At 43.2% G+C, this 25,297-nt stretch carries 21 protein-coding genes; all 21 read left to right on the top strand.

Annotation, left to right across the window (positions count from 1 at the left end):
* Positions 1–2: 2 nt before the first annotated feature.
* The 21 genes from hepA to ACLFKQ_RS14575 all read left to right on the top strand — a co-directional run bounded on the left by hepA (position 3) and on the right by ACLFKQ_RS14575 (position 25,266).
* The gene (gene hepA / locus ACLFKQ_RS14675; RefSeq protein WP_449000550.1) at positions 3–1,850 is read left to right on the top strand and encodes a heterocyst formation ABC transporter subunit HepA; all 1,848 of its coding nucleotides are present in this window, start codon (positions 3–5) and stop codon (positions 1,848–1,850) included.
* A gap of 52 nt (positions 1,851–1,902) precedes the next feature.
* Positions 1,903–2,352 (top strand): PssD/Cps14F family polysaccharide biosynthesis glycosyltransferase, encoded by a 450-nt coding sequence (gene pssD, locus ACLFKQ_RS14670; RefSeq protein WP_449000549.1) that lies wholly within the window; start codon positions 1,903–1,905, stop codon positions 2,350–2,352.
* A gap of 32 nt (positions 2,353–2,384) precedes the next feature.
* Positions 2,385–2,924, top strand: a complete 540-nt coding sequence (locus ACLFKQ_RS14665) for a glycosyltransferase (protein ID WP_449000548.1) — start codon at positions 2,385–2,387, stop codon at positions 2,922–2,924.
* Positions 2,917–3,666, top strand: a complete 750-nt coding sequence (locus ACLFKQ_RS14660; protein ID WP_449000547.1) for an acyltransferase — start codon at positions 2,917–2,919, stop codon at positions 3,664–3,666. The genes ACLFKQ_RS14665 and ACLFKQ_RS14660 overlap by 8 nt, the downstream gene beginning before the upstream one ends.
* Before the next feature lie 40 nt (positions 3,667–3,706).
* A complete protein-coding gene (locus ACLFKQ_RS14655; RefSeq protein WP_449000546.1) occupies positions 3,707–4,657 on the top strand; it encodes a glycosyltransferase family 2 protein in 951 nt (316 codons plus the stop codon).
* A 38-nt stretch (positions 4,658–4,695) separates the two neighbouring features.
* The gene (gene rfbF / locus ACLFKQ_RS14650) at positions 4,696–5,469 is read left to right on the top strand and encodes a glucose-1-phosphate cytidylyltransferase (RefSeq protein WP_449000545.1); all 774 of its coding nucleotides are present in this window, start codon (positions 4,696–4,698) and stop codon (positions 5,467–5,469) included.
* 31 nt (positions 5,470–5,500) lie between these two features.
* Positions 5,501–6,724, top strand: coding sequence for an L-2-hydroxyglutarate oxidase (gene lhgO / locus ACLFKQ_RS14645; protein ID WP_449000544.1), 1,224 nt, complete (start codon positions 5,501–5,503; stop codon positions 6,722–6,724).
* 219 nt (positions 6,725–6,943) lie between these two features.
* Positions 6,944–8,020 carry an NAD-dependent epimerase/dehydratase family protein gene (locus tag ACLFKQ_RS14640; RefSeq protein ID WP_449000543.1) on the top strand — a complete coding sequence of 359 codons (1,077 nt, stop codon included), beginning with the start codon at positions 6,944–6,946 and terminating at the stop codon, positions 8,018–8,020.
* Between the two features lie 410 nt (positions 8,021–8,430).
* Positions 8,431–9,417: a sulfotransferase family protein gene (locus ACLFKQ_RS14635; RefSeq protein ID WP_449000542.1), complete on the top strand. Its 987-nt coding sequence runs from the start codon at positions 8,431–8,433 to the stop codon at positions 9,415–9,417.
* Positions 9,418–9,420: 3 nt separating this feature from the next.
* Positions 9,421–9,648 (top strand): hypothetical protein, encoded by a 228-nt coding sequence (locus ACLFKQ_RS14630; protein WP_449000541.1) that lies wholly within the window; start codon positions 9,421–9,423, stop codon positions 9,646–9,648.
* 254 nt (positions 9,649–9,902) lie between these two features.
* A complete protein-coding gene (locus ACLFKQ_RS14625; RefSeq protein WP_449000540.1) occupies positions 9,903–10,727 on the top strand; it encodes a heparin lyase I family protein in 825 nt (274 codons plus the stop codon).
* A 73-nt stretch (positions 10,728–10,800) separates the two neighbouring features.
* Positions 10,801–12,468 carry a GMC oxidoreductase gene (locus ACLFKQ_RS14620; RefSeq protein ID WP_449000539.1) on the top strand — a complete coding sequence of 556 codons (1,668 nt, stop codon included), beginning with the start codon at positions 10,801–10,803 and terminating at the stop codon, positions 12,466–12,468.
* 28 nt (positions 12,469–12,496) lie between these two features.
* Complete coding sequence (locus ACLFKQ_RS14615; RefSeq protein ID WP_449000538.1) at positions 12,497–13,456, top strand: beta-1,6-N-acetylglucosaminyltransferase; 960 nt, start codon at positions 12,497–12,499, stop codon at positions 13,454–13,456.
* The gene (locus ACLFKQ_RS14610) at positions 13,453–14,316 is read left to right on the top strand and encodes a DapH/DapD/GlmU-related protein (RefSeq protein ID WP_449000537.1); all 864 of its coding nucleotides are present in this window, start codon (positions 13,453–13,455) and stop codon (positions 14,314–14,316) included. The genes ACLFKQ_RS14615 and ACLFKQ_RS14610 overlap by 4 nt, the downstream gene beginning before the upstream one ends.
* 11 nt (positions 14,317–14,327) lie before the next feature.
* Entirely contained in the window at positions 14,328–15,734 is a 1,407-nt protein-coding gene (locus tag ACLFKQ_RS14605; RefSeq protein WP_449000536.1) for an apiosidase-like domain-containing protein, read from the top strand.
* Positions 15,735–15,863: 129 nt separating this feature from the next.
* Complete coding sequence (locus ACLFKQ_RS14600; RefSeq protein WP_448998085.1) at positions 15,864–17,207, top strand: IS701 family transposase; 1,344 nt, start codon at positions 15,864–15,866, stop codon at positions 17,205–17,207.
* A 256-nt stretch (positions 17,208–17,463) separates the two neighbouring features.
* Entirely contained in the window at positions 17,464–19,827 is a 2,364-nt protein-coding gene (locus tag ACLFKQ_RS14595; protein WP_449000535.1) for a WD40/YVTN/BNR-like repeat-containing protein, read from the top strand.
* A 20-nt stretch (positions 19,828–19,847) separates the two neighbouring features.
* Complete coding sequence (locus tag ACLFKQ_RS14590; protein WP_449000534.1) at positions 19,848–22,139, top strand: WD40/YVTN/BNR-like repeat-containing protein; 2,292 nt, start codon at positions 19,848–19,850, stop codon at positions 22,137–22,139.
* Positions 22,140–22,204: 65 nt separating this feature from the next.
* Positions 22,205–23,017: a sulfotransferase family 2 domain-containing protein gene (locus tag ACLFKQ_RS14585; protein WP_449000533.1), complete on the top strand. Its 813-nt coding sequence runs from the start codon at positions 22,205–22,207 to the stop codon at positions 23,015–23,017.
* A gap of 74 nt (positions 23,018–23,091) precedes the next feature.
* Positions 23,092–23,688, top strand: coding sequence for a chorismate--pyruvate lyase family protein (locus ACLFKQ_RS14580; RefSeq protein WP_449000532.1), 597 nt, complete (start codon positions 23,092–23,094; stop codon positions 23,686–23,688).
* Between the two features lie 48 nt (positions 23,689–23,736).
* Positions 23,737–25,266 carry a class I adenylate-forming enzyme family protein gene (locus ACLFKQ_RS14575; protein WP_449000531.1) on the top strand — a complete coding sequence of 510 codons (1,530 nt, stop codon included), beginning with the start codon at positions 23,737–23,739 and terminating at the stop codon, positions 25,264–25,266.
* Positions 25,267–25,297: the final 31 nt, after the last annotated feature.

Genomic DNA, 25,297 nt, shown 5'->3' with positions numbered 1-25,297 from the left:
AAATGCGTAACAACTTATCTCGGTGGAGACGTTTACTGAGAACTAGCAATTTTTGGCAAGATAATTATTTTTTGCTACGAGAGTTCAAACATTTTCGTCACATTGTCGTATTGGCGGTGGTTTTTTCTCTTTTAGCGGCTGCTTTTGAAGGATTTAGCATCGGTTTTATCCTCTCTTTTCTCAAAAGCTTTACCGAGCCCAATGCCGAACCGATTCAGACTGGGATTCAGTGGGTCGATACCTGGATTTTAGGGGTCAACCTGCCAGCTACAGAACGACTCTACCGGATCTCGGGCTTAATTTTGCTCGTTACGGTATGTCGTTTGGCTCTTTCCTACCTGGGGCAGCTCTATAGCTATATGTCGCAGCTCGAATTAGCTTATCGAATTCGCTTGAGAATATTCGAGCAGCTACAATCTCTATCGATTTCTTACTTTAATAAAGTCCGCTCTGGCAATTTAATCAACAGCCTGACTACGGAAATTGGCAGTTTGATGCAGGCATTAAATATCATTGCGGTATTTATAATTCAAGGTTCTACCTTACTGGTATTAATGGGCTCGCTGTTGTTGCTTTCCTGGCAGTTGACGATTATTTCGGGGCTACTGTTCGTCTTACTGGCAGTGGGACTGTCAGTTTTACTACGCCACGTACGGGAAGCCAGTTTCGAGATTACCAAGGCAAATGGTCGATTTGCTTCGGTGTCTCTAGAATTTATTAATGGCATTCGCACCGTTAATATCTTTGCTGCCAAAGATTACGAGCGTCGGCGTTTTTATCAGGCTAGTCAAGAGGTTTTACGGGCTTCGAACAAAACCAGAGCGATTCAAGCATTTATCGAACCTCTCACCGAAGCAGGGGGAACGATTATGCTGCTCACCATCCTGATTTTAGGTTTTGCTGTTTTGATACCCCAAGGACTGTTAGAATCGGCTTCTTTTTTTACTTTTCTCTTTGTCTTACTAAGGCTGATTCCTATCGTTCGCAATCTTAATGGGGTTCGTGCCAATCTAAGCAAGTGTTCGGGACCGTTAAACAATCTCAGAGAGTTATTGAGACAGGACGATAAACCCTATCTGCCAAATGGACGGATTCAATTTAGTAAGCTGCGTCAGGCAATTGAATTTGTCGGAGTAGATTTTGGTTACGAACCAAACAAACTCGTCTTACACGATATTTCTCTAACTGTTTCACGGGGCGAAACTTTGGCTTTAGTAGGTTCTTCGGGTGCGGGAAAATCGACCATAGCAGATTTGCTGGTGCGCTTTTACGATCCTACTCGGGGAAAAATTACCATCGATGGCATCGAACTCACCCAATTCGAGCTAGATTTCCTGCGGCGCAAAATAGCGGTAGTCAGTCAAGATACATTTATCTTTAACACTTCGGTCCGAGAAAATATTGCTTACGGACTAGCAGATGTAGAGCAAGTAAGAATCGAGGAAGCAGCTCGCCGCGCCAATGCTTGGCAGTTTATCCAAAAGTTGCCCGCAGGTCTAGATACTCAATTGGGCGAGCGAGGAGTCCGTCTTTCAGGCGGTCAACGTCAGCGTCTGGCGATCGCTAGAGCCTTGCTGCGGAGTCCCGAAATTCTCATCCTCGATGAAGCTACCAGTGCCTTAGATTCAATTTCCGAACGATTGATTCAACAGTCTCTAGAACGACTAGCTGCCGGTCGTACGGTTATTGCCATCGCCCATCGGCTGTCGACGATTATGAGAGCGGATAAAGTCGTGGTACTAGAACAAGGTCGCATTGTCGAACAGGGAACTTATCAAGAATTACTAGAACAACGCGGTCAACTATGGCGATATCACCAGATGCAGCACGAAGTTGAGTTGGCTCATTAAACAACGGCAGTTAGAACACTAACAGTTTTTAGATTATCAGGGGTTTAAAATCATGCGACTATTACTGATCTGCAATCCAGGAGGACACTTTGCCACCATGATGGGTTTAAAGGAATTTTGGTCGAGACATTATCGAGAATGGGTTACTTATCCCAAATTCGATACCGAACGACTGAAGGGTCAAGAAATCGTCCACTGGGTAATCATGCAGGAAGCCAGAATGTTGGGTAGAGCTTTCATCAATTTCTTCCACGCTCTGTTCATTCTCTACCAAAGCAAACCTGATTTAGTAATTTCTACCGGAGCTAGTTTGGCCGTACCGTTTATCTACGCTAGTAAACTCTTTGGCATCAAAACAGTATTTATTGAAAGCATCTCCCGCTCTGATGTTCTCAGCCTCAGTGGCAAACTCGTCTACTATGTCGTTGACGAATTTTATGTTCAATGGCCTGAATGCTTGGAACGTTATCCCAAAGCTAAATATAAAGGACTGATTGCCTGATATGAACTTAAAAATCGAACATTTAGTCAAATATGATTGTTTTTACCTTAGGAACGATTATTTATCCCTTCGACCGCGCTGTTGATTGGTTAGATCTCCTCTTAAAAAAAGAAATTATTACCGAACCAGTTTTATTTCAACACGGTGAGACTTCTGCTGCCCGTTTAGAGCATCATCTGTTAACTTCTGTTGCTTCTCTAAGCAGAACCGAAATGAAAGAGGCAGTCCGGCAGGCATCTCTAGTAGTTGCCCATGCCGGGCAGGGTTCGACTAGAATGTTAGCCAAAATGGGCTCGTCTTTCGTATTGCTACCCAGACTAAAATGCTACGGCGAACACATCGACGATCATCAACTGTTATTTGCCCAAGCAGTGCAAAGATTTGGTGTTAGCCACTGTACGGATTTTACCCATTTAGTTAACTACATCCAGCATCCACCACCACCCATTGGAAGGGAGTTATTTAATGCACCTTCTCTAGCCAAATATTTTCACGACTTTTATCGAGCTCCGCTCATATCTCGTAAAGTACGTTATCCCGTCAATCTTAGCTCAGGACTCTACTATGATTAGCCTGCCCAAAGCTTCAACAACTACTTGGACACGATTGCAAACTAAATGGCAAACTTCAGGTGTAAAAGGTCTTTTTGCTACTAGCTGGATGTGGTTTTGGATGCGCTGGGCGGGATTGGGTTATCTAGGAAAAATTACCACGGCGATCGCCACTTGGTTGGCTCCGCCCTACTATGCCCGTCGCTGTCTGGCTCGCTATCATCCTCGGGGTTATATCGCTCCTGGAGCGACAATTTACCATCCCCTGCTGCAATTGGGAGCTAATGTTTTTATTGGCGATCGCGTAACTATTTTTCAAGACCGCGAAGGGGGCAAGGTAGTTTTAGACGACCGCGTACATCTCTATGGCGATACCTACATTCAAACGGGATACGCCGGAACGGTCACCATCGGCAAAGACACTCATATACAACCGCGCTGTCAATTTTCCGGTTACAAAGCACCAATAATAATTGGTTCTAAAGTCCAAATCGCTCCTAACTGCGCTTTTTATCCCTACGCTCACGGGATCGAACCAGAGCGATCGATTCAAGAACAGCCCTTAACTACTAAAGGCGGCATCGTTATCGAAGATGATGTTTGGCTGGGTTATCGAGTCATCGTTCTCGATGGCGTACGTATCGGTTGCGGCGCCGTGGTTGGCGCGGGTTCGGTAGTCACTAAAGATATTCCTCCAGGAGCGATCGCCGTCGGTGCTCCAGCTCGGGTTGTCAACATGCGTAGTTCGACCCCAGAACCCTAATATCGATTCTTAATTTTTTGTTGATCAATTCCATAAAATCATGAACCAAGATCGACCTTTGGTTAGTATTGGCATGCCCGTTTATAATGGGGAGCAATTTTTAGCAACTGCCTTGAATTCAATTCTGGCACAGACCTTTAGAGATTTCGAACTGATTGTTTCCGATAATGGCTCCAGCGATCGAACAGAAGCAATTTGTCGGCAATATGCCGCCGCAGATCCCCGTATTCGCTATTTCCGTGAAGAACAAAATTTAGGTGCTGGGTGGAATTTCGATCGTGTCGCCGAGTTAGCCACGGGAAAATATTTTAAATGGGCTTGCCACGACGATCTTTGTGCCCCAGAATTTCTCCAAAGCTGTATCGAAATATTAGAACCAGACCCCAGCATCGTTTTAGCCTATTGCCAAACGGCAATCGTGGACGAATCTGGAGCAGAAATTGAAAAATATGAAGATCGCTTTGACTTACAATCTTCCCAAGCTACGGAACGATTCAAAATTTATCGTCACTTAGTGCGTTACGGAAATGAATGTCATCCCTTTCACGGTCTAATTAGACGGGACGTACTACAACAGTTGTTGCCCTTAGGAAGTTATCCTTCCTCGGATTTAGTTTTACTGGGCAAATTAGCTCTTTATGGCAAATTTTATGAAGTGCCCAGTTATTTATTCCAAAAAAGAGATCACCCTGCCAACTCTTGGAGAGCCCATCGTCGCTTCCGCGATCGTATTGCCTGGTACGACCCAGCCAAAAAAGGCAAGCTACACCTAACCAGATGGAAATGGTTACGAGAATACATCGCTGGAATTCATACCGCACCTCTCAACTGGCAAGAACGAGTCAATTGCTATCTCCAAATGGTGCAATGGCTATCGTGGAATAGCGTTTGGTTGAGCAAAGATTTACTCAAAGCTACTGCTTGGCCATTTATCAAGCTGTTTCTCAATCGGCAGTCAGAGCAAACTGCCAAAACGGCACGCTCTGTTTAAATAATCATGAAATAATCAATCACTAAGGAGTCAAACAAATGAAAGCAGTAATACTAGCTGGTGGATTAGGAACTCGTTTGAGTGAAGAAACCAGTATTCGACCCAAACCAATGGTAGAAATTGGTGGTATGCCGATCCTGTGGCACATTATGAAAATCTATTCTACCCACGGGATCGATGATTTCATTATCTGCTGTGGTTACAAAGGTTACGTAATCAAGGAGTATTTTGCCAATTATTTTTTACACCGTTCTGATGTCACTTTTGATATGCGGTTCAATCAGATGAACGTTCACACTGGTAATGCCGAACCCTGGCGAGTCACTCTAGTGGATACAGGAGCGGATACCATGACTGGCGGACGTTTAAAAAGAGTAAAAGAACATGTCGGTACTGAAACTTTTTGCTTTACCTATGGAGATGGAGTTGGTAATGTAGATATTACCAAACTCATCGCTTTTCACCACGAACAGGGGACATTAGCAACCTTAACTGCAACCCAACCCCCAGGACGCTTTGGGGCAATTTGTTTGGAGCAAGAACAAACCAAAATTACCAGCTTTCAGGAAAAACCTGAAGGAGATGGGGCTTGGATTAACGGCGGTTACTTTATCCTCGAACCAGAAGTAATTGATTTTATTGCTGATGATTCGACGGTTTGGGAACAAGAACCCTTGAAAAAACTAGCTCATTTAGAACAGCTTTCTGCTTTCAAACACGATGGATTTTGGCAGCCAATGGACACTCTGCGAGATAAACGCAACTTAGAAAAACTGTGGGCAAGTGGTAATGCTCCTTGGAAAATTTGGTAATTAAGACAATAGATTAGTTTTATTTTAATTTATGTACGATTTTGTAATTATTGGTGGTGGCATTGTCGGTCTTTCTACCGCAATGGCTTTAGGACAAACCCATCCCTCGGCGAAAATTGCCGTTTTGGAAAAAGAATCGCAGTGGGCATTCCACCAAACCGGTCACAACAGTGGCGTGATTCACTCCGGGATTTACTACAAACCCGGTGGGTTTAAGGCTCGATTTTGTCGGGAAGGCAATCAGTCGATGGTGGCATTTTGCCAGCAGCATAACATCGATTACGATGTCTGTGGCAAAGTTATCGTTGCCGTGGAAGAATCAGAGTTACCCTTACTGGAAAACTTATACCAACGGGGTCTACAAAACGGTCTGAAGGTGAGCAAAATTAGTGCCACAGAGGTCAAAGAAATCGAACCCCACGTCCGTTGTCTAGCTGGTTTGCGCGTACCCAGTACGGGGATCGTCAACTACCAGCAAGTAGCTCAAAAGTATGCCGACCTGATCCGATTTCAGGGTGGCGAACTCTACCTCAATACTAAGGTAGTCAAAATTATCAATACCAGTAATACTCAGGTATTAGAAACCACCCAAGGTAAGTTTGAGACGCGATTTACGATCAACTGTGCCGGACTGTATAGCGATCGCGTCGCTAAATTGGCTAAAGCTAAGCCGAAAGCTAAAATCGTTCCTTTTCGCGGCGAATATTACGAACTAGTACCGGAAAAACGCTACCTGGTCAACACCTTAATTTATCCCGTACCCAATCCGGCATTTCCTTTTTTGGGAGTTCACTTTACCAAGATGATCGATGGCACCGTTCATGCCGGACCGAATGCGGTACTGAGCCTCAAACGCGAAGGCTACCACAAAACTGACTTTAACTTACGAGACTTTGTCGAAGTGATGACCTACCCTGGTTTCTGGAAGTTAGCTGCCAAACACAGCGATGATGGGATTCAAGAAATTATTCGCTCTTTTAGTAAAGCAGCCTTCGTCAGGAGTTTGCAAAGACTAATCCCTGAAGTTCAAGCAGAGGATCTAATTCCCACCCATGCAGGAGTTCGCGCTCAAGCACTGCTGAACAATGGCAAACTGGTAGACGATTTCTCCATCGTCCCCGGTCAAAACTCAATTCATGTTTGTAATGCTCCCTCTCCTGCCGCTACTTCTTCCTTGGAAATCGGTAAGGCAATCGTTCGCCAACTTCCTGAAATAAGCAAGTCGGCTGCAGTAAATCTCGTAGCTAACAGTTAGTATCGAACTTCAAAACTTGCCAACAGAATAAAGTCGATCGGCAACAAGCAATTGAAACAAACCTTTCCCGAACCAACCATCTTTGAAGAAAAATTTTTGGGCTTGACCAAATCTCTAATGGCATACTAAACCTCTAAGGTCGGCTCAAAGAACCCAAAAAATTCAGAGCAGTTCTCTGATTAACCATACTCAATTTATAGTTTTTCTTTTTTATTACCTATGAAGATACTAATCACTGGAACAGAAGGATATTTAGGCTCTCTACTCGCTCCAATTTTAATGCAGCGAGGACATGAAGTTATCGGGGTCGATACTGGATTTTATAAAGTAGGCTGGCTTTACAATGCCACTGACTTAACTCCTAAAACTCTTAATAAAGATCTCCGTCTGATTACCAGTGCAGACTTATCAGGAGTAGAAGCTATCGTTCACATGGCAGAACTTTCTAACGACCCCGCCGGTCAACTCGCTCCCCACATTACGTACGAAATCAATCATCAAGGTTCGGTACGCTTGGCAAAACTAGCTAAAGCTGCAGGGGTAGAACGCTTTGTCTATATGTCCTCCTGTAGCGTATATGGCGTTGCCACAGAAGACTACGTTACTGAAGAGTCTGCCGTCAATCCACAAACGGACTATGCAGTATGCAAAACTTTAGTAGAAAGAGATCTCAGACCCCTAGCCGACGATAATTTCTCTCCCACTTTTCTGCGTAACGCCACTGCTTATGGTGCTTCTCCTCGGATGCGCTTCGATATCGTGTTAAACAACTTGGCCGGACTTGCCTGGACGACCAAGGAAATTAAGATGACTAGCGATGGTACCCCCTGGCGACCTTTGGTACATGCTTTAGATATTGCTAAAGCTATCGTCTGTGCTTTAGAAGCACCAAGAGAAATCGTTCACGATCAAATTTTTAACGTTGGAGATAGCGCTCATAACTATCAAGTTAGAGAAATCGCTACCTTCGTTGCCGATGCCCTTCCTGGCTGCCAACTCAGTTTCGGTTCTAGCGATGGTGATAACCGCAGCTATCGAGTTTCCTTTGAGAAAATCAATTCCAACCTACCCGGCTTTAAATGTGACTGGAATGCCGCTAAAGGTGCACGACAACTTATAGATTTATTTACTCACATTGACATGACCCCAGAAACTTTCACCTTTAGGGGTTTTACTCGTCTCAAGCAACTAGAGTATCTTATTCGCACTCAGCAAATCGATCGCAACTTTTTCTGGAGCCAGTCATCTCAAGTTGTTACAACACCTGTAATAAAGAAAGAACCAGTGAGTGTTTGAAAAACAAAAGTTTGTTTGAGTAGATTCGATTCACTTACGATATAAGTTAACTGGAGAAGTTAAAAAATACTTTTAACTACCGAATGTAGCAATTTGCAAGTCAGTACGAAACTCTCTGTGAACTGAGTATTTCAAGCAGCAGTTCAATTATAAGGTTTTCAACATTTTCTGACTTGCACCTAAGTACAGGACAGGACAAAAAATTGCTCCTAATTCATGAAAGTTTTGTATATCAAAAGATTCGCTATGTTTAACTAACTTCGGCACGACAACACTTTCAAAAGTTTGGTTCCGTACAGAGGACTTGCACCCATTTGAAAGATAATTATGTTTACCTAATTATTAAAGTTTTCTAAAAACCTCGAATTTAGACTGATTTAGACTAATAAAGTCACAATATCAAAGCAGACATGAATGAGAAAACAAGATTAGTTTCTAATGCTTCTAAGGTAAAACGAGGAGAAAGATTAATCTTTGTTGCAGGAGCACCTCGTTCCGGAACAACTTTAGTTCAGAACATGATAAATTCGCATCCAAATATTTGTGGTGGTCCAGAATTTCTCTTTCTTAGAGAAATTATAAATTTGAGGAAAAAAATACATCAAAATATCGAGCGAAAAATTCTTAGCGAGCTTTGTTCACTTGAGGAGGCAGATCGCATAATATGTTCTTTAATAGAAAGTTTTTTTCTGCCATTAGCCGAGCGTAATAATTGTCAATTTTATAGTGAGAAAACTCCTGAAAACATTTTGGTGTTTCCAGACTTAATCGAATTATTTCCTGCCTCATATTTTATTTATGTAGTTAGGGATCCTAGAGCAACAGTTTCTTCACTGCTTCAAGTTGGAAATCGCTACAGAGAAAAAAAAATCAGTGGCGGTAAATATACTCGTGATTTACAATCTGCTATCGAGCACACTAAAAATTGTCTTGAATTTGGATTCACCTCTGTTAAAACTACTCCTGAAAAAATTTTAGTTTTACTTTACGAAAATTTAGTAACCGATCCCAAAAGTGAAACACAAAAAATTTGTGACTTTATAGGAATTGAATGGTCGAAACAAATGCTAAACCCCGAACAATTCAATCATATAGGTGAAAAAGCAATTACTAAAAATGGAATTTGGTACGAGAGAAAAACATTTAACCGAAATCCTAGCAGTAAGGAAATTGATAAATGGAAAAATTTGCTCACCTCAAATCAAAAAATGAGACTTTTTTTGGCATTTCGGAATAATGAAGAACTCAAAGGACTAGGATATAAAATAACAAATGAAGAACTGTTGCTGGTCAATCAAATTATTGGCTATATCGAGCATATTCTTGACAATAAAAAAGTACAAATTAAATCATGGTTAAAATCTAAATTACTCTCTCTATCGCAATCGACATACTAGCTAATGGGACATTTATTGAATTTGCAATTGCTGTTTAATGGAATTGTCAAACTCCTTGAAGATCCCTTTTTACGCTATCAGATGAGTCAACAATGTCGCGCGATCGCCGAACTAGAATATTCTTTTAACCTAGAATATTCTTTTAACACTTTATGCTCAGAGACATATCGCTTTCTACGAGCAGTTGCCCGAAGCTCGAAGCTCAAACAACGATTTGGGATAAAGCGATAAGTGTAACTGATAGATATCTTTAAATCTTGATGTTTTCGCTCGATTTAATCTAATCGTATCTTTACAAAACATACTCTTGTCAGGGGAATTGCAATCGCAATTCCCTTTAATTTGTCTATCCGTAGAGTATTTTATTCAGTCTTCTTTTCTTCCTTTGAAGATTTTGGAGATACCGATACCTCTCAAACTGTAAAAGTTTCAGTTTTGCCATGCGCATTTTTAAATTGCTGCTTTTTTCGACATTTTTTGCCTTAATGCCTGGAAGTTCCGCAGCCGACATCATCTTAAGTACCACTTTTGATGAGGGAAATTACGAACAGATTTACAGACAATATCAAAAGGAACAATGTCGCCAAGATTCCGATTATTTGGATAATAGTCTGTACAGATTCGTCTCTGCTCCCGTTCGTAGTGGCAAGTTGGCAATGCAACATCACACCAAAAATTGCGACGAGCGCAGCGAACTGGGAATCAATCCCGGTTTGTTAAAAGAAGGAGAAGAGTACTGGATCGGTTGGAGCTACTATATTCCAGCCAACTTCAACCAGCCAGTCTCGGGTAAATCCGACTATACTATCGTCCATCAAATGTTTTATGGAGCTTCCTTCCGCGACCAGCGCAGTGGCGTAACCCTGTTTGAATGCAATCAAAAATCTACCAGAAATGGCAAATTGACCACTAGAGGCTCGCCTGGCAGCCACATGAGTATTTCACCCCAAGGAGATACGTTCGGTTATGGCGTGACTTTTTACAAAGGAAGAAATAGTCAAGGAAGATACCTTTTTGGCTGTAAAAATATCAGCATTCCGGCTAGACTCGACCAGTGGGAAGACTTTGTCATGCACCTAAAGCCTTCCTCAGACCCCGAACGAGGATTTGTCAAAATTTGGAAGAATGGCGAGCTTTACGTTAACGAACGGGTGGCACTACTTCGTCCGGGTGTAAACATTATGGGAGCCTGGAAAATCGGAATCTACGTCGGGGATCCCGGTCATGGGGAACGAATGCTGTACACAGATGAGCTACGAGTTGGCAATGCCAATTCTTCCTTTGAAGCAGTTTCTCCCGGCAAAAATTAAGTTTTAAAGTATTCTCTTGGCGAGAAGCGCGATCGCGCTTTGATTTAGAACCAAATTATAATTCAAACAAATCATGTTAATTGACATTCGCGAGTTGACCGAAAACACTCTCATCGAGAGTGATATTTGCATTATTGGAGCTGGAGCGGCAGGAATTAGCATAGCTCGAGAATTCATCGCTCGCAGCGAACGAGTTTGTCTGTTAGAGAGTGGCGGTCTAGACTACGAAGAAGACAGTCAATCTCTCTATCAAGGTGAGAGCATTGGTACTCCTTACTTCCCGCTCAAAGAATCTCGAGCCCGCTATCTAGGTGGTTCGACCAATCTCTGGGCGGGATGGAGTCGCCCCTTTGACGACTTCGATTTTGCAGACCGCCCCTGGATGCCCTACAGCGGTTGGCCGATTACTAAAGCCGAGCTAGATCCATATTATCAACGCGCCCAGCAAGCCTGTAGTCTCGAACCAGACAAAAATGACTTTGCCGACTGGCACGATGCCTTAAAAGCAATAGAATTCAGTCCTTTTCCCCTAGAAGAGCAGATAGAAACCTATGTTTGGCAAATCGTGCCACCGACTCATTCGCGCTTTGGCAAGGCTTATCGAGCCGAACTAGAAGCAGCTGATAATATCACGACTTATCTTCACGCCAACGCAATCGAAATTGAAACCAACGATCCCGCACTCAGGGTGACTCGACTGCGGGTTGCTTCTCCAGAAGGCAAACAGTTCTGGGTTAAGGCCAAAGTTTTTATTCTCGCCGTTGGTGGTATTGAAAATCCCCGCCTGCTGTTAGCTTCTAACCGAGTTCAAAGTAATGGCTTGGGCAATCAACACGACTTGGTAGGCAGATTTTTTATGGAACATCCCTACCTGAAATCGGGAGAAATTGAATTTTTCGAACCCCCCGTTCTCTACACCAAAGAAAATATTAAAGTGGGTCAGACCTATCTAGGAACCGCTCTCGGTTTGTCCAAACAAGTCCAAGAGCGAGAGCAAATTCTCAATTTCTGTACCAGACTGGTAACTATTTTACCCGACTGGGTAGAAGCTTTTAACAGCCTCAAATTTAAACTGCGTGGCAAAAAAGGTATCTTTCATGAAGCTTTCCCGACGATTACCGAAGGACAGAGACACCGAGGCGATCGCTCGACTCTCGAAGACTTAGGCAAAGTAATTGCCAATTTAGATCGCATTGCAGCTAGAGCCTATACCAAACTGTTCGACAAATCTTTTTATACCGGACAGTCCAACCTCTGCGAGTTTCATCTAATCGGCGAGCAGGCACCCAATCCCAATAGCCGCATTAAGCTCAGCAGCGAACGAGACAGACTAGGAGTCAATCGAGTCCAGCTCGACTGGCGTTTGAGTCCCATCGACAAATATACTATCGAGCGATCACAGCAAATTATTGCTGAAGAGTTAACTGATGCTGGACTCGGAAAAATAAAAATCGAATTCGATCGCGAGCGCGCTTGGGACTCAGTGGCCGGTTCCTACCATCATATGGGTACGACGCGCATGAGTCCCGACCCCAAACAGGGTGTGGTCGACGAAAATTGTCGGGTCCACGGCATCAGCAATTTATACGTAGCTGGCAGCTCGGTTTTTCCCACCAGCGGTCTTTCCAATCCCACACTTACCCTGATGGCTCTGGCTATCCGACTAGCCGACCATCTCAAAGAAACCAAGTTCACAGAGACGACTAACTTCGAACCAACTGAGGCAACTGTTTCTCTCTAACCGATGGTTAGTCAGACTAAGTCAGAAGATGAAAATTGTATATTTTATTCAAAGTCATAAAAATCCAGAACAAATTTGCCGTTTAGTTAAGACTATTAAAAACTCTAGCTGCAATTCTTTAGTGCTGCTCAGTCACGACTTCAGCAGTTGCCCTTTAGACTTAAGTAATCTGAGTCACTTTTCAGGAATCGAACTGATTAAAAGATATCGAGGGGCAAGACGGGGTGACGACTCGGTCTTAGAAATTTATCTCGAGGCGATCGAATGGTTATTCGAACGTAATTTTAACTTTGACTGGTTAATTTGTCTGTCGGGTCAGGACTATCCAGTTCGACCAATTCCCGAGCTCGAAGCCTTTTTGGCTACTACCAAACACGATGGCTTTATCAGTCACTGGGATGTCTTTGCCGATGAATCTCCTTGGGGTAAAGAAACCGGTCGCAAGCGTTTTTTCACCCAGTACCTCAAACTACCTCAAGGGAGTAAGTGGTGGCTCAGAAAACTGTCGCGAATCGAGCCGTTGCTTCCCGGGGTAATTTTTCAATGGCGTTTCTCCCTCATCGGATTAGAAGTCAAATCCACTCCCTTTAACGATAACTTTAAATGTTACGGCGGATGGTATTGGAACGTTCTATCGAGAAAATGCGTAGATTATTTGAGGGCTTATTTAGAGGAACATCCCCAGCTATTGAAATTTTACCGCCGAACCCTGGCTCCTGAAGAATCTCTCATTGCCTCGGTGTTGGTCAACAGCAACCAGTTCGATCTTTCTAATGATTGTCTGCGTTATTTAGATTATCCTCCAGAGCTTTTTGGCTTCGCCCGCAACTTAACTACGGAAGACTACTCCAAAATTGCCCATGGTAACTTTTACTTTGCCAGAAAATTCGAGCCAGAGCCAGACGATAAAATTCTCGATCTGCTTGACGAACTAATCGAAGCTAAAGCAACCGAGGAATCTACAGCTGCTAAGAGCTTAGGAGTATGACCTTGTTAAATCTAGTAATCAAACAGCAAAACTTGCCATCTAATTCATTGTGGTTATACCGCAAAGAATCTCTCTTAACTGCCTTAGTAGAATGGATTCCTAGAGCACCAGGGATCGTGCTGAGAAATCGGCTTTATCGTTCTCTTTTCGCCAAGCTAGGTAGTTCGGTACGCATTCAACCAGGAGTTGAATTCGTCCAGCCCCGTCACATTGAAATTGGCAATCGTGTCGCGATCGATCGTGGTGTCTATCTCAGTAGTGCTGCCACTAATAAAACTCAGGTAGGAAACAATCGGGTTTGTCTGGAAGAGCGGGTCAACCTGAAAGTTGGCGTTCGGATCGATACTTTTGGTAACGATTGTCAAATTTACCTCAAAAAGCAAGTAATCCTCGATCGCGGTGTCGATCTGCGAGCACTCGAGCGCGGCTATATTGAGATTGGCGCAGCTACCTATATCGGACCTTACACTTGTCTGGCAGGTCCGGGACCGATTGTCATTGGTAAAAACTGTCTGATCGGCTCTCACTCTGGGATTTATGGCAACAATCATAACTTTGGCGATCGCCAACAGCCGATTGCAGCACAAGGTATTACCTGCAAAGGAATTGCCATTGAGGATGACTGTTGGTTGGGCACTGGCGTAAGAATTCTAGATGGAGTCACCATCGGCAAAGGTAGCGTAATCGGAGCAGGAGCGGTAGTAACTAAAGATATTCCTCCCTATTCAGTGGCGGTTGGCGTACCTGCTAAAGTAATTTCTCAGCGCCACGAGCCAGACTCTCAAAACCATGAGGAAAAGGGATCGGAACTTGATGGGATAAGTAACAGATCGCTTTCAGAAGTTAGTCATCCCAGCTAAGGGAGTCAACTATGAGACGTTTCTTTTATCTACATCTATTGCTACTCTCCTTGCTCTCTCTGGTGTTAGTAGCCCTTAACCATGACGATAACTCGAATACTCCTAAAACCATAACTAGTAAGTTGGCTACCATAGGCACCGACTCCGAAGCTTCTGGGCAATCCCTAGAATTAGAGCTGAAGGTGCCAGAGTACCCCATACCCACCAAGTTAAAAATAGACAGCTCTAAACGGTTCTTAGTACGTGCCGATGACAGTCCCTTCGTCTGGATTGGCGATACTTTTTGGAAGTTTTCCAAGCTCAGTCGCGAACAACGCCTGCAGTTACTCGACGACCGTAAGAGTAAAGGCTTTAACGTGGTGATGGTTAGGGTGGGAACGGGAACCAAAGGAGAACCAGCCGGCTTCACGGGTAATTTAGAGCCGATTGAAAGCCATTTTCAGGAACTAGACCATTTAGTAGCGGCGGCAAACGAGCGGGGTATGTATATCGCCATTGCCACGGGATGGTGGTATATCGTCAGAGACTTCGACGCGGAGGCGCTCTATAAATTTGGTAAGTTTATCGGCGATCGCTATAAAAATAACGACAATATTATCTGGCTCGGTGCTGGTGAGTCTGGGAGCCATCACCGCAAACAAGAGCTGGCTTTTAGCAAGCTGAAGTCACTAATTCGGGGAATTCGCGATGGGGATACTGGCAATAAACTGTTAACCGTTCATGCTGACTACCAACGCGGAACTTCCCTCTCTGACACCAACGAGCTAGTGGATTTTAAAAACTGGCAAACCAGTCAATGGTGTTGCCCGGACGATTTGCCTCGTCAAGATGTCCGCAACTGGACTGTTTGGGAAGCGATCGCCTATGACTACGAACAGTTGCCCACTAAACCTACTTTTGATGGAGAAGCCTGGTTTGAAAATACCAATCTCGGAGGAGGGGCACCGGCAAAACCATATAATATTCGTCGGCGTGCCTATTTTACGATCTTTGCTGGCGGTTTCGGTCATTCCTATGGAGGATCGGGGATCTGGGATGTCACCTCAAACTTTAGCCAAGCTCTGCAATATGAAGGAGCGACCCAAATTGGCTACCTCAGTCAACTTTTGCACGCTTTGGGAAATGACTTCCTCAAACTCAGACCCGCTCAATCGATGGTTATCAGTGGACAAAGCTCGGATTACGATCGACACATTCAAGCAACTAGTGCCAATGATGGCAGCTACGCTCTAGTGTATACCGCCGGAACCAGTAATTTTGCCCTAGATCTTTCTCAATTCCGTACCGAATCCATATCGGCGATGTGGTTTAATCCGAGAACCAAAGAGTTGAGCGAGCGAAACCGGGTCGGCAGAAGCTCTTTAGTGAACTTCACTACGCCAGAGAACGGGGATTGGGTGTTGGTGCTCGGAAGGTAATGACAAGTTAATTGCATTTAATAACATAACAAAGGTTATGGGCAAAGCTATCTTAACCCTCTTATGTCACTCTCCGAGTAGTAAAATAAAGGACTAGAAAAACAAAATTGCTAGAGAGTACATAGTGCAATGGATGTAGAGTTACAAATTCTCAAACATTTAGCCAGAGATGCACGACCGACAGTATCGGTGATTGACGAATATTGTAGCAGCTACAAAGACTTATTCCCTGAAGTAAGAAGTTACGAGTGTTTTAAGTACTTACATTTAGGAATTGTCTCACCAATTAAGAGAAAATCACTCCCAGAAATAGCGAAAATAGTAGGTATTAATTCAGCGCAATCACTACATCATTTTTTAGCTAAGTCCCCTTGGTCAATAATTGAGATTCGAAAACGAAGATTATCAAAAACACTTTCGGCATTATCAGGGAAGAAAATAACAGTAGTCATTGATGAAACAGGAGATAGAAAGAAAGGAAAAAAAACCGACTACGTAGCGCGGCAATACTTAGGAAGTATTGGCAAGATAGACCAGGGGATAGTTACAGTAAATAGCTATGGGATATACGACAATATTACTTTTCCTTTAATGTTGAAAGTTTTTAAACCGAAAGGAACATTAAAACCAGGGGATAAATATCAAACCAAGATTGAATTAGCTGCCGAAATAATCGAAGAACTAATAGATTTTGAGTTTGAGATTGAATTAGTATTAGCAGACAGTTTGTATGGAGAAAGCAGTTATTTCATACAGACATTAGACAAACCTAAATTGCCTTGGGTCTTAGCAATTAGGAATAATCACGGGGTTTGGATGCCTCATAATCAAAAAGTTAGAGCTAATAAATGGTGTGAATTTGAAAGAATTTTTAGTAATCAAAATTCAGAAATCAGATATGTTAGAGAAATTGTTTTTGGTCGCAGATGTTGGAGAACCTACTGGGAATTAACTACTAACCCCGAAACCATGCCAGAGAATTCTACATCCTTTGTTATGACTAATCTTACTGACAAAAGAAGTCAAATTAAGCAACGTCTTGGTAATCTTTATGGATTGAGAACCTGGGTTGAATATGGATTTCGACAGTGCAAACAAGAGTTAGGTTGGACAGATTACCGTTTCACTAAATTCGAACAAATTGAAAGGTGGTGGGAAATTATTTTCTCAGCTTACTGGATGATTAGCTCTCAAACAAAAGTGCTTTGTAGTCTCAATTATTCAGCAACTCACTCGAATTTTTCTGATGGTAAAGATGAGTTTGAGGCAAATTTTACTCGTCATCAACAGTGGTCTAATCAAGGTGGATGGAAAACTACTTTAAATAACCTTCGTTTAATTATTCAACCAATTACTTTACTCTGGTTAATTGTTCCCTGGTTAGACATTTTTCCCAATCGTCAGTTATTGTTGGGTTTTCATCAACTAATTGCCTTGATGAATCAATTTTCACCATACTTTCTCAGTGGATAAACTACGTTTCTACTATTTTTTATTTTCGGAGAGTGACAGAAGAGGGTTAATTTATATCTGCGGATTAGTGAGTCACCGCTGAAAAAATTTATCGCAGCTTTAGTCTTAGCTGCTGTTAGTTATCTACTAGTGAGATATTTGCGCTCGAACAAAAGATTGCCTCGTAGACAATAGCAGCTCGCGCCAGTTAGTATCTTTGCTGTTTATATGAGTGTTTGTTTTTCTATCTATCTACTAATAAAATTTCGTTAATTCTATGTTTTGGCAACAATTAAATTTGCTAAAAGTTACTGTTTTAAGTTTACTTTTAGCTGTGGCTTGGTTTACCTTCGATGTAAAAGCTGCCTGGGCTCATTATCCTCATGATGATATTTTTGCTGTAAAACTCTCTCCCGACTATCAGCAGGATCGAACTCTATTTATTAATGTACGAAGAATCTTATTTAAGTCAGAAGATGGGGGGAAAAGTTGGCAAAGAATCGTACGTGGTTTAGACCATCAACATGAATTAGCCTCTCTAGATATTGCTCCTAACTCGCCCAAAATTCTCTTTTTATCTACTTTAGGAGATGGGATTTACAAATCTGAAACTGAAGGTGATTCTTGGTTTAAGGTTAACCAAGGTCTCAACGATTTAAATATCGACCTAGTTGCGATCGCTCCTGACCTTGCCAATCTCGTCTTGGCCGCAGGTACTAAGTCGGGACTTTACCAGACTGAAAACGGCGGAGTCAGTTGGCAAGTGGTAATGACAGAAGAGCGTATTACGTCGATCGCTTTTACTCCCCAACAGAGCCAGCAAGTCATCATAGGAGATCGTCAGGGTAAGCTTTACTCTTCCGACAATGGCGGACGAAGCTGGCGACAACTTGCCACCCTAGACAATAGCGGTGAGATTAAATCTATAGCCATTTCGCCCAATTATGGCTCAGATCGGACTTTTTGGGTAGGAACCCAACAGGGAGGAATTTTTCAAACAGTAGACGGCGGTGGTACTTTCGCGCCGGTAAATAACGGCATCGGCGATCGCGCAATTATGTCTCTGGCAATTTCTGCTGACTACGAGCGAGACTCGACGCTCTTAGCTTCAATCTGGGATGAGGGGGTTTTTCGCTCCACTGATGGTGGCGCAAGCTGGCAAAAATCGAGTAAAGGACTGACCAAAGACAAACAAGCCGAGCTCTCTAATTTTAACCGACCTCATTTTAGCGATTTGAGTATTTCCCCTACCTATAGCCAGGATGGAACCGTTTTCGTAGCTGGTTTTGATGGCTTATTTAAATCGACCGACTGGGGACGCGTGTGGCGAGAACTCGATACTCTATCCTCAAATATTATCATCGGTATGGGTATATCACCAGATTATCAACAGGATTCTACCCTTGCCGTTACCACTTATTTGGGAGGAGCCTATATCAGTCACGACCGCGGAGCTAACTGGGAAAGTATCAACCGTGGTTTAGAAAAAGACAAATTTCTCAAACGCACTGCAAAACAACTTCTTCAAGGTAATTTCGTCGCTCGTTTATTCGATGTGGTTTTTTCCCCCGACTATAGTAATGACCAAACTATATTTTCTCCCTCATGGACGTATTTTTTAAAATCTAGCGATCGAGGTCAGCACTGGCAGAGAAGTTCCCTAAAGAAGCTGCCAGAACCCTTAAATAGACCTACCAAATATTCAATTGCGGTTTCACCCAACTTCGCCTCAGATAAGACGATTTATTTAGGTTCGATGCAGGGTAACGGCAAAGATGCCATTCTGAAATCAACCGACGGCGGACAAAACTTTTCGGTTGTCGGCAATGTAGACCATCGAATGATTTTATATTTAGCGATTTCTCCGGATTTTGCCACGGATCGAACTTTATATGCTGGGGTTAGGGATCTCGTCTACAAGTCAGAGGATGGAGGACAAACTTGGCAGCCAGCTAGCAATGGCATTCCCTCAACCCAAGAAGCGATTAAGTTAGCCATTTCCCCTAGTTACCAAGTAGACCAAACTGTTTTCGCCGGTACTGCCAAAGGTCTATTCGCCACCAGAGATGGCGGCAAAAGCTGGAGCAAATTGGGGGGCACTGCCGATGGTGACGATGGTTATGTAGAAGCCGTGGCAATATCTCCCGATTACCTGAGCGATCGCACCGCGATCGTCAACTTCCGAGGCAAAGGATTGTTTAAAACTGTCGATAGAGGTACGAGCTTTACCAGAGTTGGCAACGCTCTAACGAAAGATAATCATTCATTAGCCAATATGTACGCCTTTTGGCCGCCAACCATACCAATTCAATTTTCACCCTCATACTCGAGCGATCGCACGATTTACGGCGTGTCTGACACGGAACTATTTAGATCGGCAGATGGTGGTGATACCTGGGTAAATCTGCCCCTACCTGCGCCTCAAGGGACTAATCTGATGCAGTTCGTTACTTATCACTATCATCGCTTGAGCGTGGCTCCGATGGTTAAATTTTTGCTGGCTGCAATCGTGGCTTTACTAAGTTATCTAATTTTAAAAGGTCTGAGGTTAGAAAAAAGACTACCCTCAACCAAAATTCCCCTGAAAACCAGTGGTGCTTTTGCAGCATTTATCGTCGCCTTTATCTTCTTAAATGTCTAATTATTTAAAAGTTTAACTATATGAAATGGAATAATTTTAACGCCTCGGTTGGTGTTAAGGCCATTTGCGTTTTGTTGCTGTCGATTGTCAGTGTCTTCTGTTTTGACGTAGAGGGGGCATTAGCTCACGGTCCCCACGACGTAGTAATTGACGTCGAACTCTCTCCCGAGTACCAGCGAGACCAAACGGCATATTACCTGCTCGATAGCTACCTGCCTATCTGGGGCAATCTATTCAAGTCAGAAGATGGCGGCGAAAGTTGGCATAGAATTGAAAAAACTTTGGATAACCAACATAAATTGTCTTCTCTGGCTGTCTCAGCTCGAGCGAAGGAAATTCTCTTTCTCTCTACTTTAGGAGATGGAATCTACAAATCCGAAACTGGAGGAGATTCTTGGCGCAAAGTTAACCAGGGACTAGCAACCCTAAGTATTGATTCGGTTGTCACCGCCCCCGATTCTGCTGAATTTGTCTTAGCTGCCGGAACCGAATCTGGGCTGTACGAGACTGAAAATGGCGGTGCCCATTGGAAACAGGTGATGAGCGAGGCGAAAATCAGCGCGATCGCTTTTGCCCCAGAGAACGAGAGCATAATTGTCGGTGACGCCCGAAGCAATCTCTACGCTTCTGATGACCGAGGTCAAAGTTGGCAGCAGCTATATAATCTGGAAAATAGTGGGGCGATTCAAGCCATAGCGATTTCCCCCCGCTACCAGACAGACCGCACTGTTTGGGTGGGAACCGAAAAAGCGGGAATTTGGCAAACCCAAGACGGCGGTGTCACTTTCTCCCCAGTAAACCGAGGTATCGGCGACCGCACCATTATGGCTTTGGCAATCTCCCCTGACTATGAAACTGATGGGACGCTTTTGGCTTCTACTTGGCACGAGGGCATTTTTCGCTCCACCGATGGGGGCAAAACCTGGCAGAAGCACAGTAGGGGGTTGAAAAAAACTTCTCAGGCAGATACGGAACTATACAAAAGTCCTCATTTTAGCAACTTGAGTATTTCCCAGACCTATAGTCGGGATGGAACGGTTTTCGTAGCAGGTTTTGATGGCTTGTTTAAATCCACCAATGGGGGACGTAGTTGGCGAGATGTCAACATCGGTAAGGGAGCTACCAGTCTGAGAAATTTAGCCATCTCACCCAATTATCAAAACGATTCGACAATTGCCATTTCTACCCTGTATCAAGGTGTTTACCTCAGTCAAGATAGCGGTACTACCTGGAGTTCCATCAATCGTGGCTTGGGGTTAGATCGTCTGCTCAAACAAAATCTGATTACTCAAACGGGAGACTTGGTTTTTTCTCCCAACTACAGTTCGGATAATACTTTACTCGCCAGTTCCTGGGGTTGTTTGTTTAAATCTACCAACGGCGGCAAGCAGTGGCAAAAGCATTGGGTACCCAAACGTCTACGGCGCGACAGCTACATGGCGGTTTCGCCCAATTTTGGCAGCGATCGCACCATTTATTTAGTAACTTTACCGGGTAAAATTCTCCAATCCACTGACGACGGCGAGAACTTTTCAGTCGCCGGAGAAGTTGACGCTCGCGCTGCTTTTATTCCTTCTTTGATCCTCTCTCCCAACTTTGCCAGCGATCGGACTCTCTATCTGGGTAATTATACTGGTGGGGTTTACAAATCGGTCGATGGCGGTGCTACCTGGCAACTTGCCAACAAGGGACTAATCGCCAAGGACGACTATGCCAAGCTGACAATTTCCCCCAACTACCAACGAGATCGCACTGTTTTTGCCGGTACTGCCGAGGGTTTGTTTGTCACCCAAGACGGAGGCAGCAGTTGGCGCAAATTTACCAACACCGCTTATGGTGATAATAGTTATATCGAAACTATTGCCGTATCTCCCAATTACCAGAGCGATCGCACCTTCCTGATTAGCGTTCGAGGTAAAGGCTTGTTTCGGACAGTGGATGGAGGCACGACATTTACTCAAATTGGCGATTATTTGACTGGACCGATCGAGTTTTCCCCTTCCTACCAGCGCGATCGCACTATTTATAGCTCATCGGGAGCAGAACTTTATAAAACCACCGATGGCGGCGATACTTGGCAAACCCTAGTGGTTCCCAAACCTAACTACAATTTTCTGACCATTTTATATCATGTGGCGACTAATTCTCCCGCACGCAGATATCTCACTGCTGCCATGGCGGCTTTATTGGTTTATTTACTAATCGGCTACTTGAGGTTGGGCAAAAAATGGTCTTTGAGAAAATGGCAGCTCAAAACAAGTGGTGCTGCATTTACCACCTTTGTTGGCATCTTAATTATCTTGTCTGTATGAGACACATCGGCAAGCTTGAAACTACTCAAAAAATTCATAATTAATTCTCGCTCTAGAGGTCAAAGATGGCTATTATTTGTCGCGATTACAAACTTTTGTTTATTCAAGTACCGGCTACAGGCTGTTCTTCAGTCAGTAAAGTACTCATCGAACAGCTGGGGGGAGAAAAGCTACCTCAACAAGATCTAATGCTGGCAGGAAAATACAAACTAGTAGGAGAAAAACATAATTCACTTTCGCAGTTATTGGGATTTAATCTGATCTCCCGCCAAGAATTAAAATCCTATTTAGTCTTTGGTACCGTGCGCAATCCCTTCGACCGTTTTGCCAGTGCCTACCAACGCTACATCAGTTCTTGGTGGGATATGATGATTGAAAGCGACGACCCCAATTGCCCGGCAAATCGAGCCGGAACTGCATATCGCGAAAGATACGTTAAAAATATTCAAAAGCAAATTCAGTTCGCACGGGAAGAAGGCTTTGAAAAATGGTTAGCCAGAAAAATTTTGCTTCCCCAAAAATTAGACAGACGAGTGAAATCTGTATTCAAACGCTGGTATAGAAAACAACCCCTATTACTTACCAAGGATGCCGTCAAAATGAATCTTGCCTATCCCCTAATCGAAGGGGTCGATGAGGTCATTCGTTTCGAACATTTAGACAGCGACTTCAACAAAATTCTCAGCCAAGCGGGAATCAAAGAGTCTATTGCCATACCCCATGACAATAAAACTCCCGGTAAAAAATCCTATCGAGAACAATACTCCCCAGAAGCTAGAGCAATTGTCGAGAGAGAGTTATCTAAAGAATTAGCTAGATTTGGATATACTTTCGATCACTATTTATCAGTTGAAAAAAGCGTTGTTAACAGCTATTAGCTAGAGATATTTAGTTGACAATTTGGGAAATATAGACCGCATTAAAGACACTAAAGTTCAAGGAGAATCATAAGATGCAAGCTCAAACAATTAGCAACGAAAATAATCAAAATGAGATGATGCGAGAGGATTTAAATCGCTCTTTGATGCGGAATCATATCAATCCCTCAAAGCTGAGTACGTTCCAACGCATTATTTTAACTACTAATGGTACTCTAACCGAAATCCTCGAAGCATATTTATTTGAGAAAATTGGCATAGTCAAATTGTCAGAAGGTTTGGTTTCTATTACCCAAGATATCCCCGTATTAGAAGTTAAACAGGGAAATGAAGTAATTGAAAGAAAAATCTTACTTCAGGGGAAAATCAGTCGCAAGAATTTTATTTATGCCGAATCAATCTTAGTGACTGATAGATTAGAAGAAAAATTTAAAAATGAATTGCTTCACTCCAGTACTCCTCTAGGTAGACTGTGGTTGGAATACAAGTTAGAAACATTCAAAGAAATAGTAGATACTGCCGAAGAATCAGCCGATAAATTATCGACTTATTTTCCAATTCAACCAGAAGATAAAATACTTTCTCGTACCTATCGGGTTTTTTCTCAGCGCAAGCCAATTATGACGATTACTGAAAAATTTCCCGCCAGTTATTTTATCTCCCATTTCTAATCGATAACTCAACTTTATTGCCCTATTTTTTCTCGACGAGGTTCGACCATGCTAGAGCAAATTTTGGCTAAAGTAGCGCACCAATATCCCCAAAAAACCGCCATTATTTATGACAGTTTAAAAGTTAGCTATCAAGAACTCGACGCTAAAGTTAGAGGCTTTAGCCGAGGTCTGAGGTCAATCGGTATCGATCGCGCTGACTGTATTGCAGTGATTTTGCCCAACTGTCCCGAATTTGTGGTTAGTTTTTTTGCCGCCGCTCGATTAAATGCCATCTTTCTTCCCCTCAATCATCTATATAAAGAAGAAGAACTCAGTTACTATCTTCGCGACAGCAATGCCAAGGTAATTATTACCGATACCAAAAGAGCAGAGCTTTGCCAGCAAATCGTCTCGGAACTAGAAGAACCAGTCACCATCATTACTGTAGATCGAGCTAGTCCGTCTACTACTTTCTTTGAGGATTTAGTTTTGCCCGCAGGATTAATAGAAGAAAACGCGGTTTCTTCTTCCGAAGACTTTCTATATCAGTATTCCTCTGGTTCTACAGGCAGACCCAAAAGAGTCGGCAGAACTCAAGAAAATTTATACCATGAGGTAAATAACTTTACCCAAACTGCAGCAGTAACTCCAGATGACAACATTTTATGTCTCGTTCCTCTGTATCACGCTCATGGCTTGGGTAATTGTCTGCTGGCGGCTATTTGTACCGGAGCGACTCTAGTTATCTTAGAACAGGTCTGGCAAAAGGGAGTTCCCGTGGAAGTTCCTTTCGTGTTTAGAAGTTTGAGAGTTTTAGAACTACTGGAAAAAGAGCGCATTAGTATTCTGCCAGCCGTACCGTATATTTTTAATGCTTTGGCACAGACACCAGGAGATGCTCGAGCCGATTTATCTAGGTTGAGATTGTGCTTTTCCGCAGGAAATTTTCTCTCTCAAGAAATTTTTGATAAGTTCCTCACTAAATTTGGCATTCCCGTCAGACAGCTTTATGGTTGTACCGAAGCCGGTTCAATTTCCCTCAACTTAGACAAGGAAGTAGAGTCTACTCAGGCTTCTGTCGGTCGTCCTCTCAATAATGTCGAACTAAAAATTGTCGATGATGGAGGTAAAGAACTACCCGTCGGCGAAATTGGGGAAGTGGCGATCGCCTCAGCCGCACTGACTCGCGGCTACCATAATATGCCCGAACTCAACCAACAAGCCTTCAGAAACGGAGCCTATTTTACCGGGGACTTAGGCAAACTCGATCCCCAAGGTCGTCTTTACATTACCGGTAGAAAGAAAATTTTAATCGATACTGGGGGACGTAAAGTCGATCCGATCGAAATAGAAGACGTGCTCATTTCCCACTCTCAAATTGCCGAAGCAGTGGTAGTAGGAGTCAAAGGCTATTTTGCCGGGGAGATCGTCAAGGCGGTTATCGTTCCTAAAGAGGGAATGACCTGTTTGGAGTCAGAAGTTTCTGCCTACTGCAAACAACACTTAGCAGAATTTAAAGTACCCAAGATTATTGAATTTCGCTCGGAAATACCTAAAAGTCCCTTGGGCAAAATTTTGCGTAAAGCATTGGTCTAAAAAGTTAGTAGTTCGGAGTTGTCAATGATTC

It is taken from the genome of Myxosarcina sp. GI1(2024) (assembly GCF_053543375.1).
The sequence above is the reverse complement of the archived record's forward strand: the minus strand, read 5'-3'. Positions and strand labels throughout refer to the sequence as shown.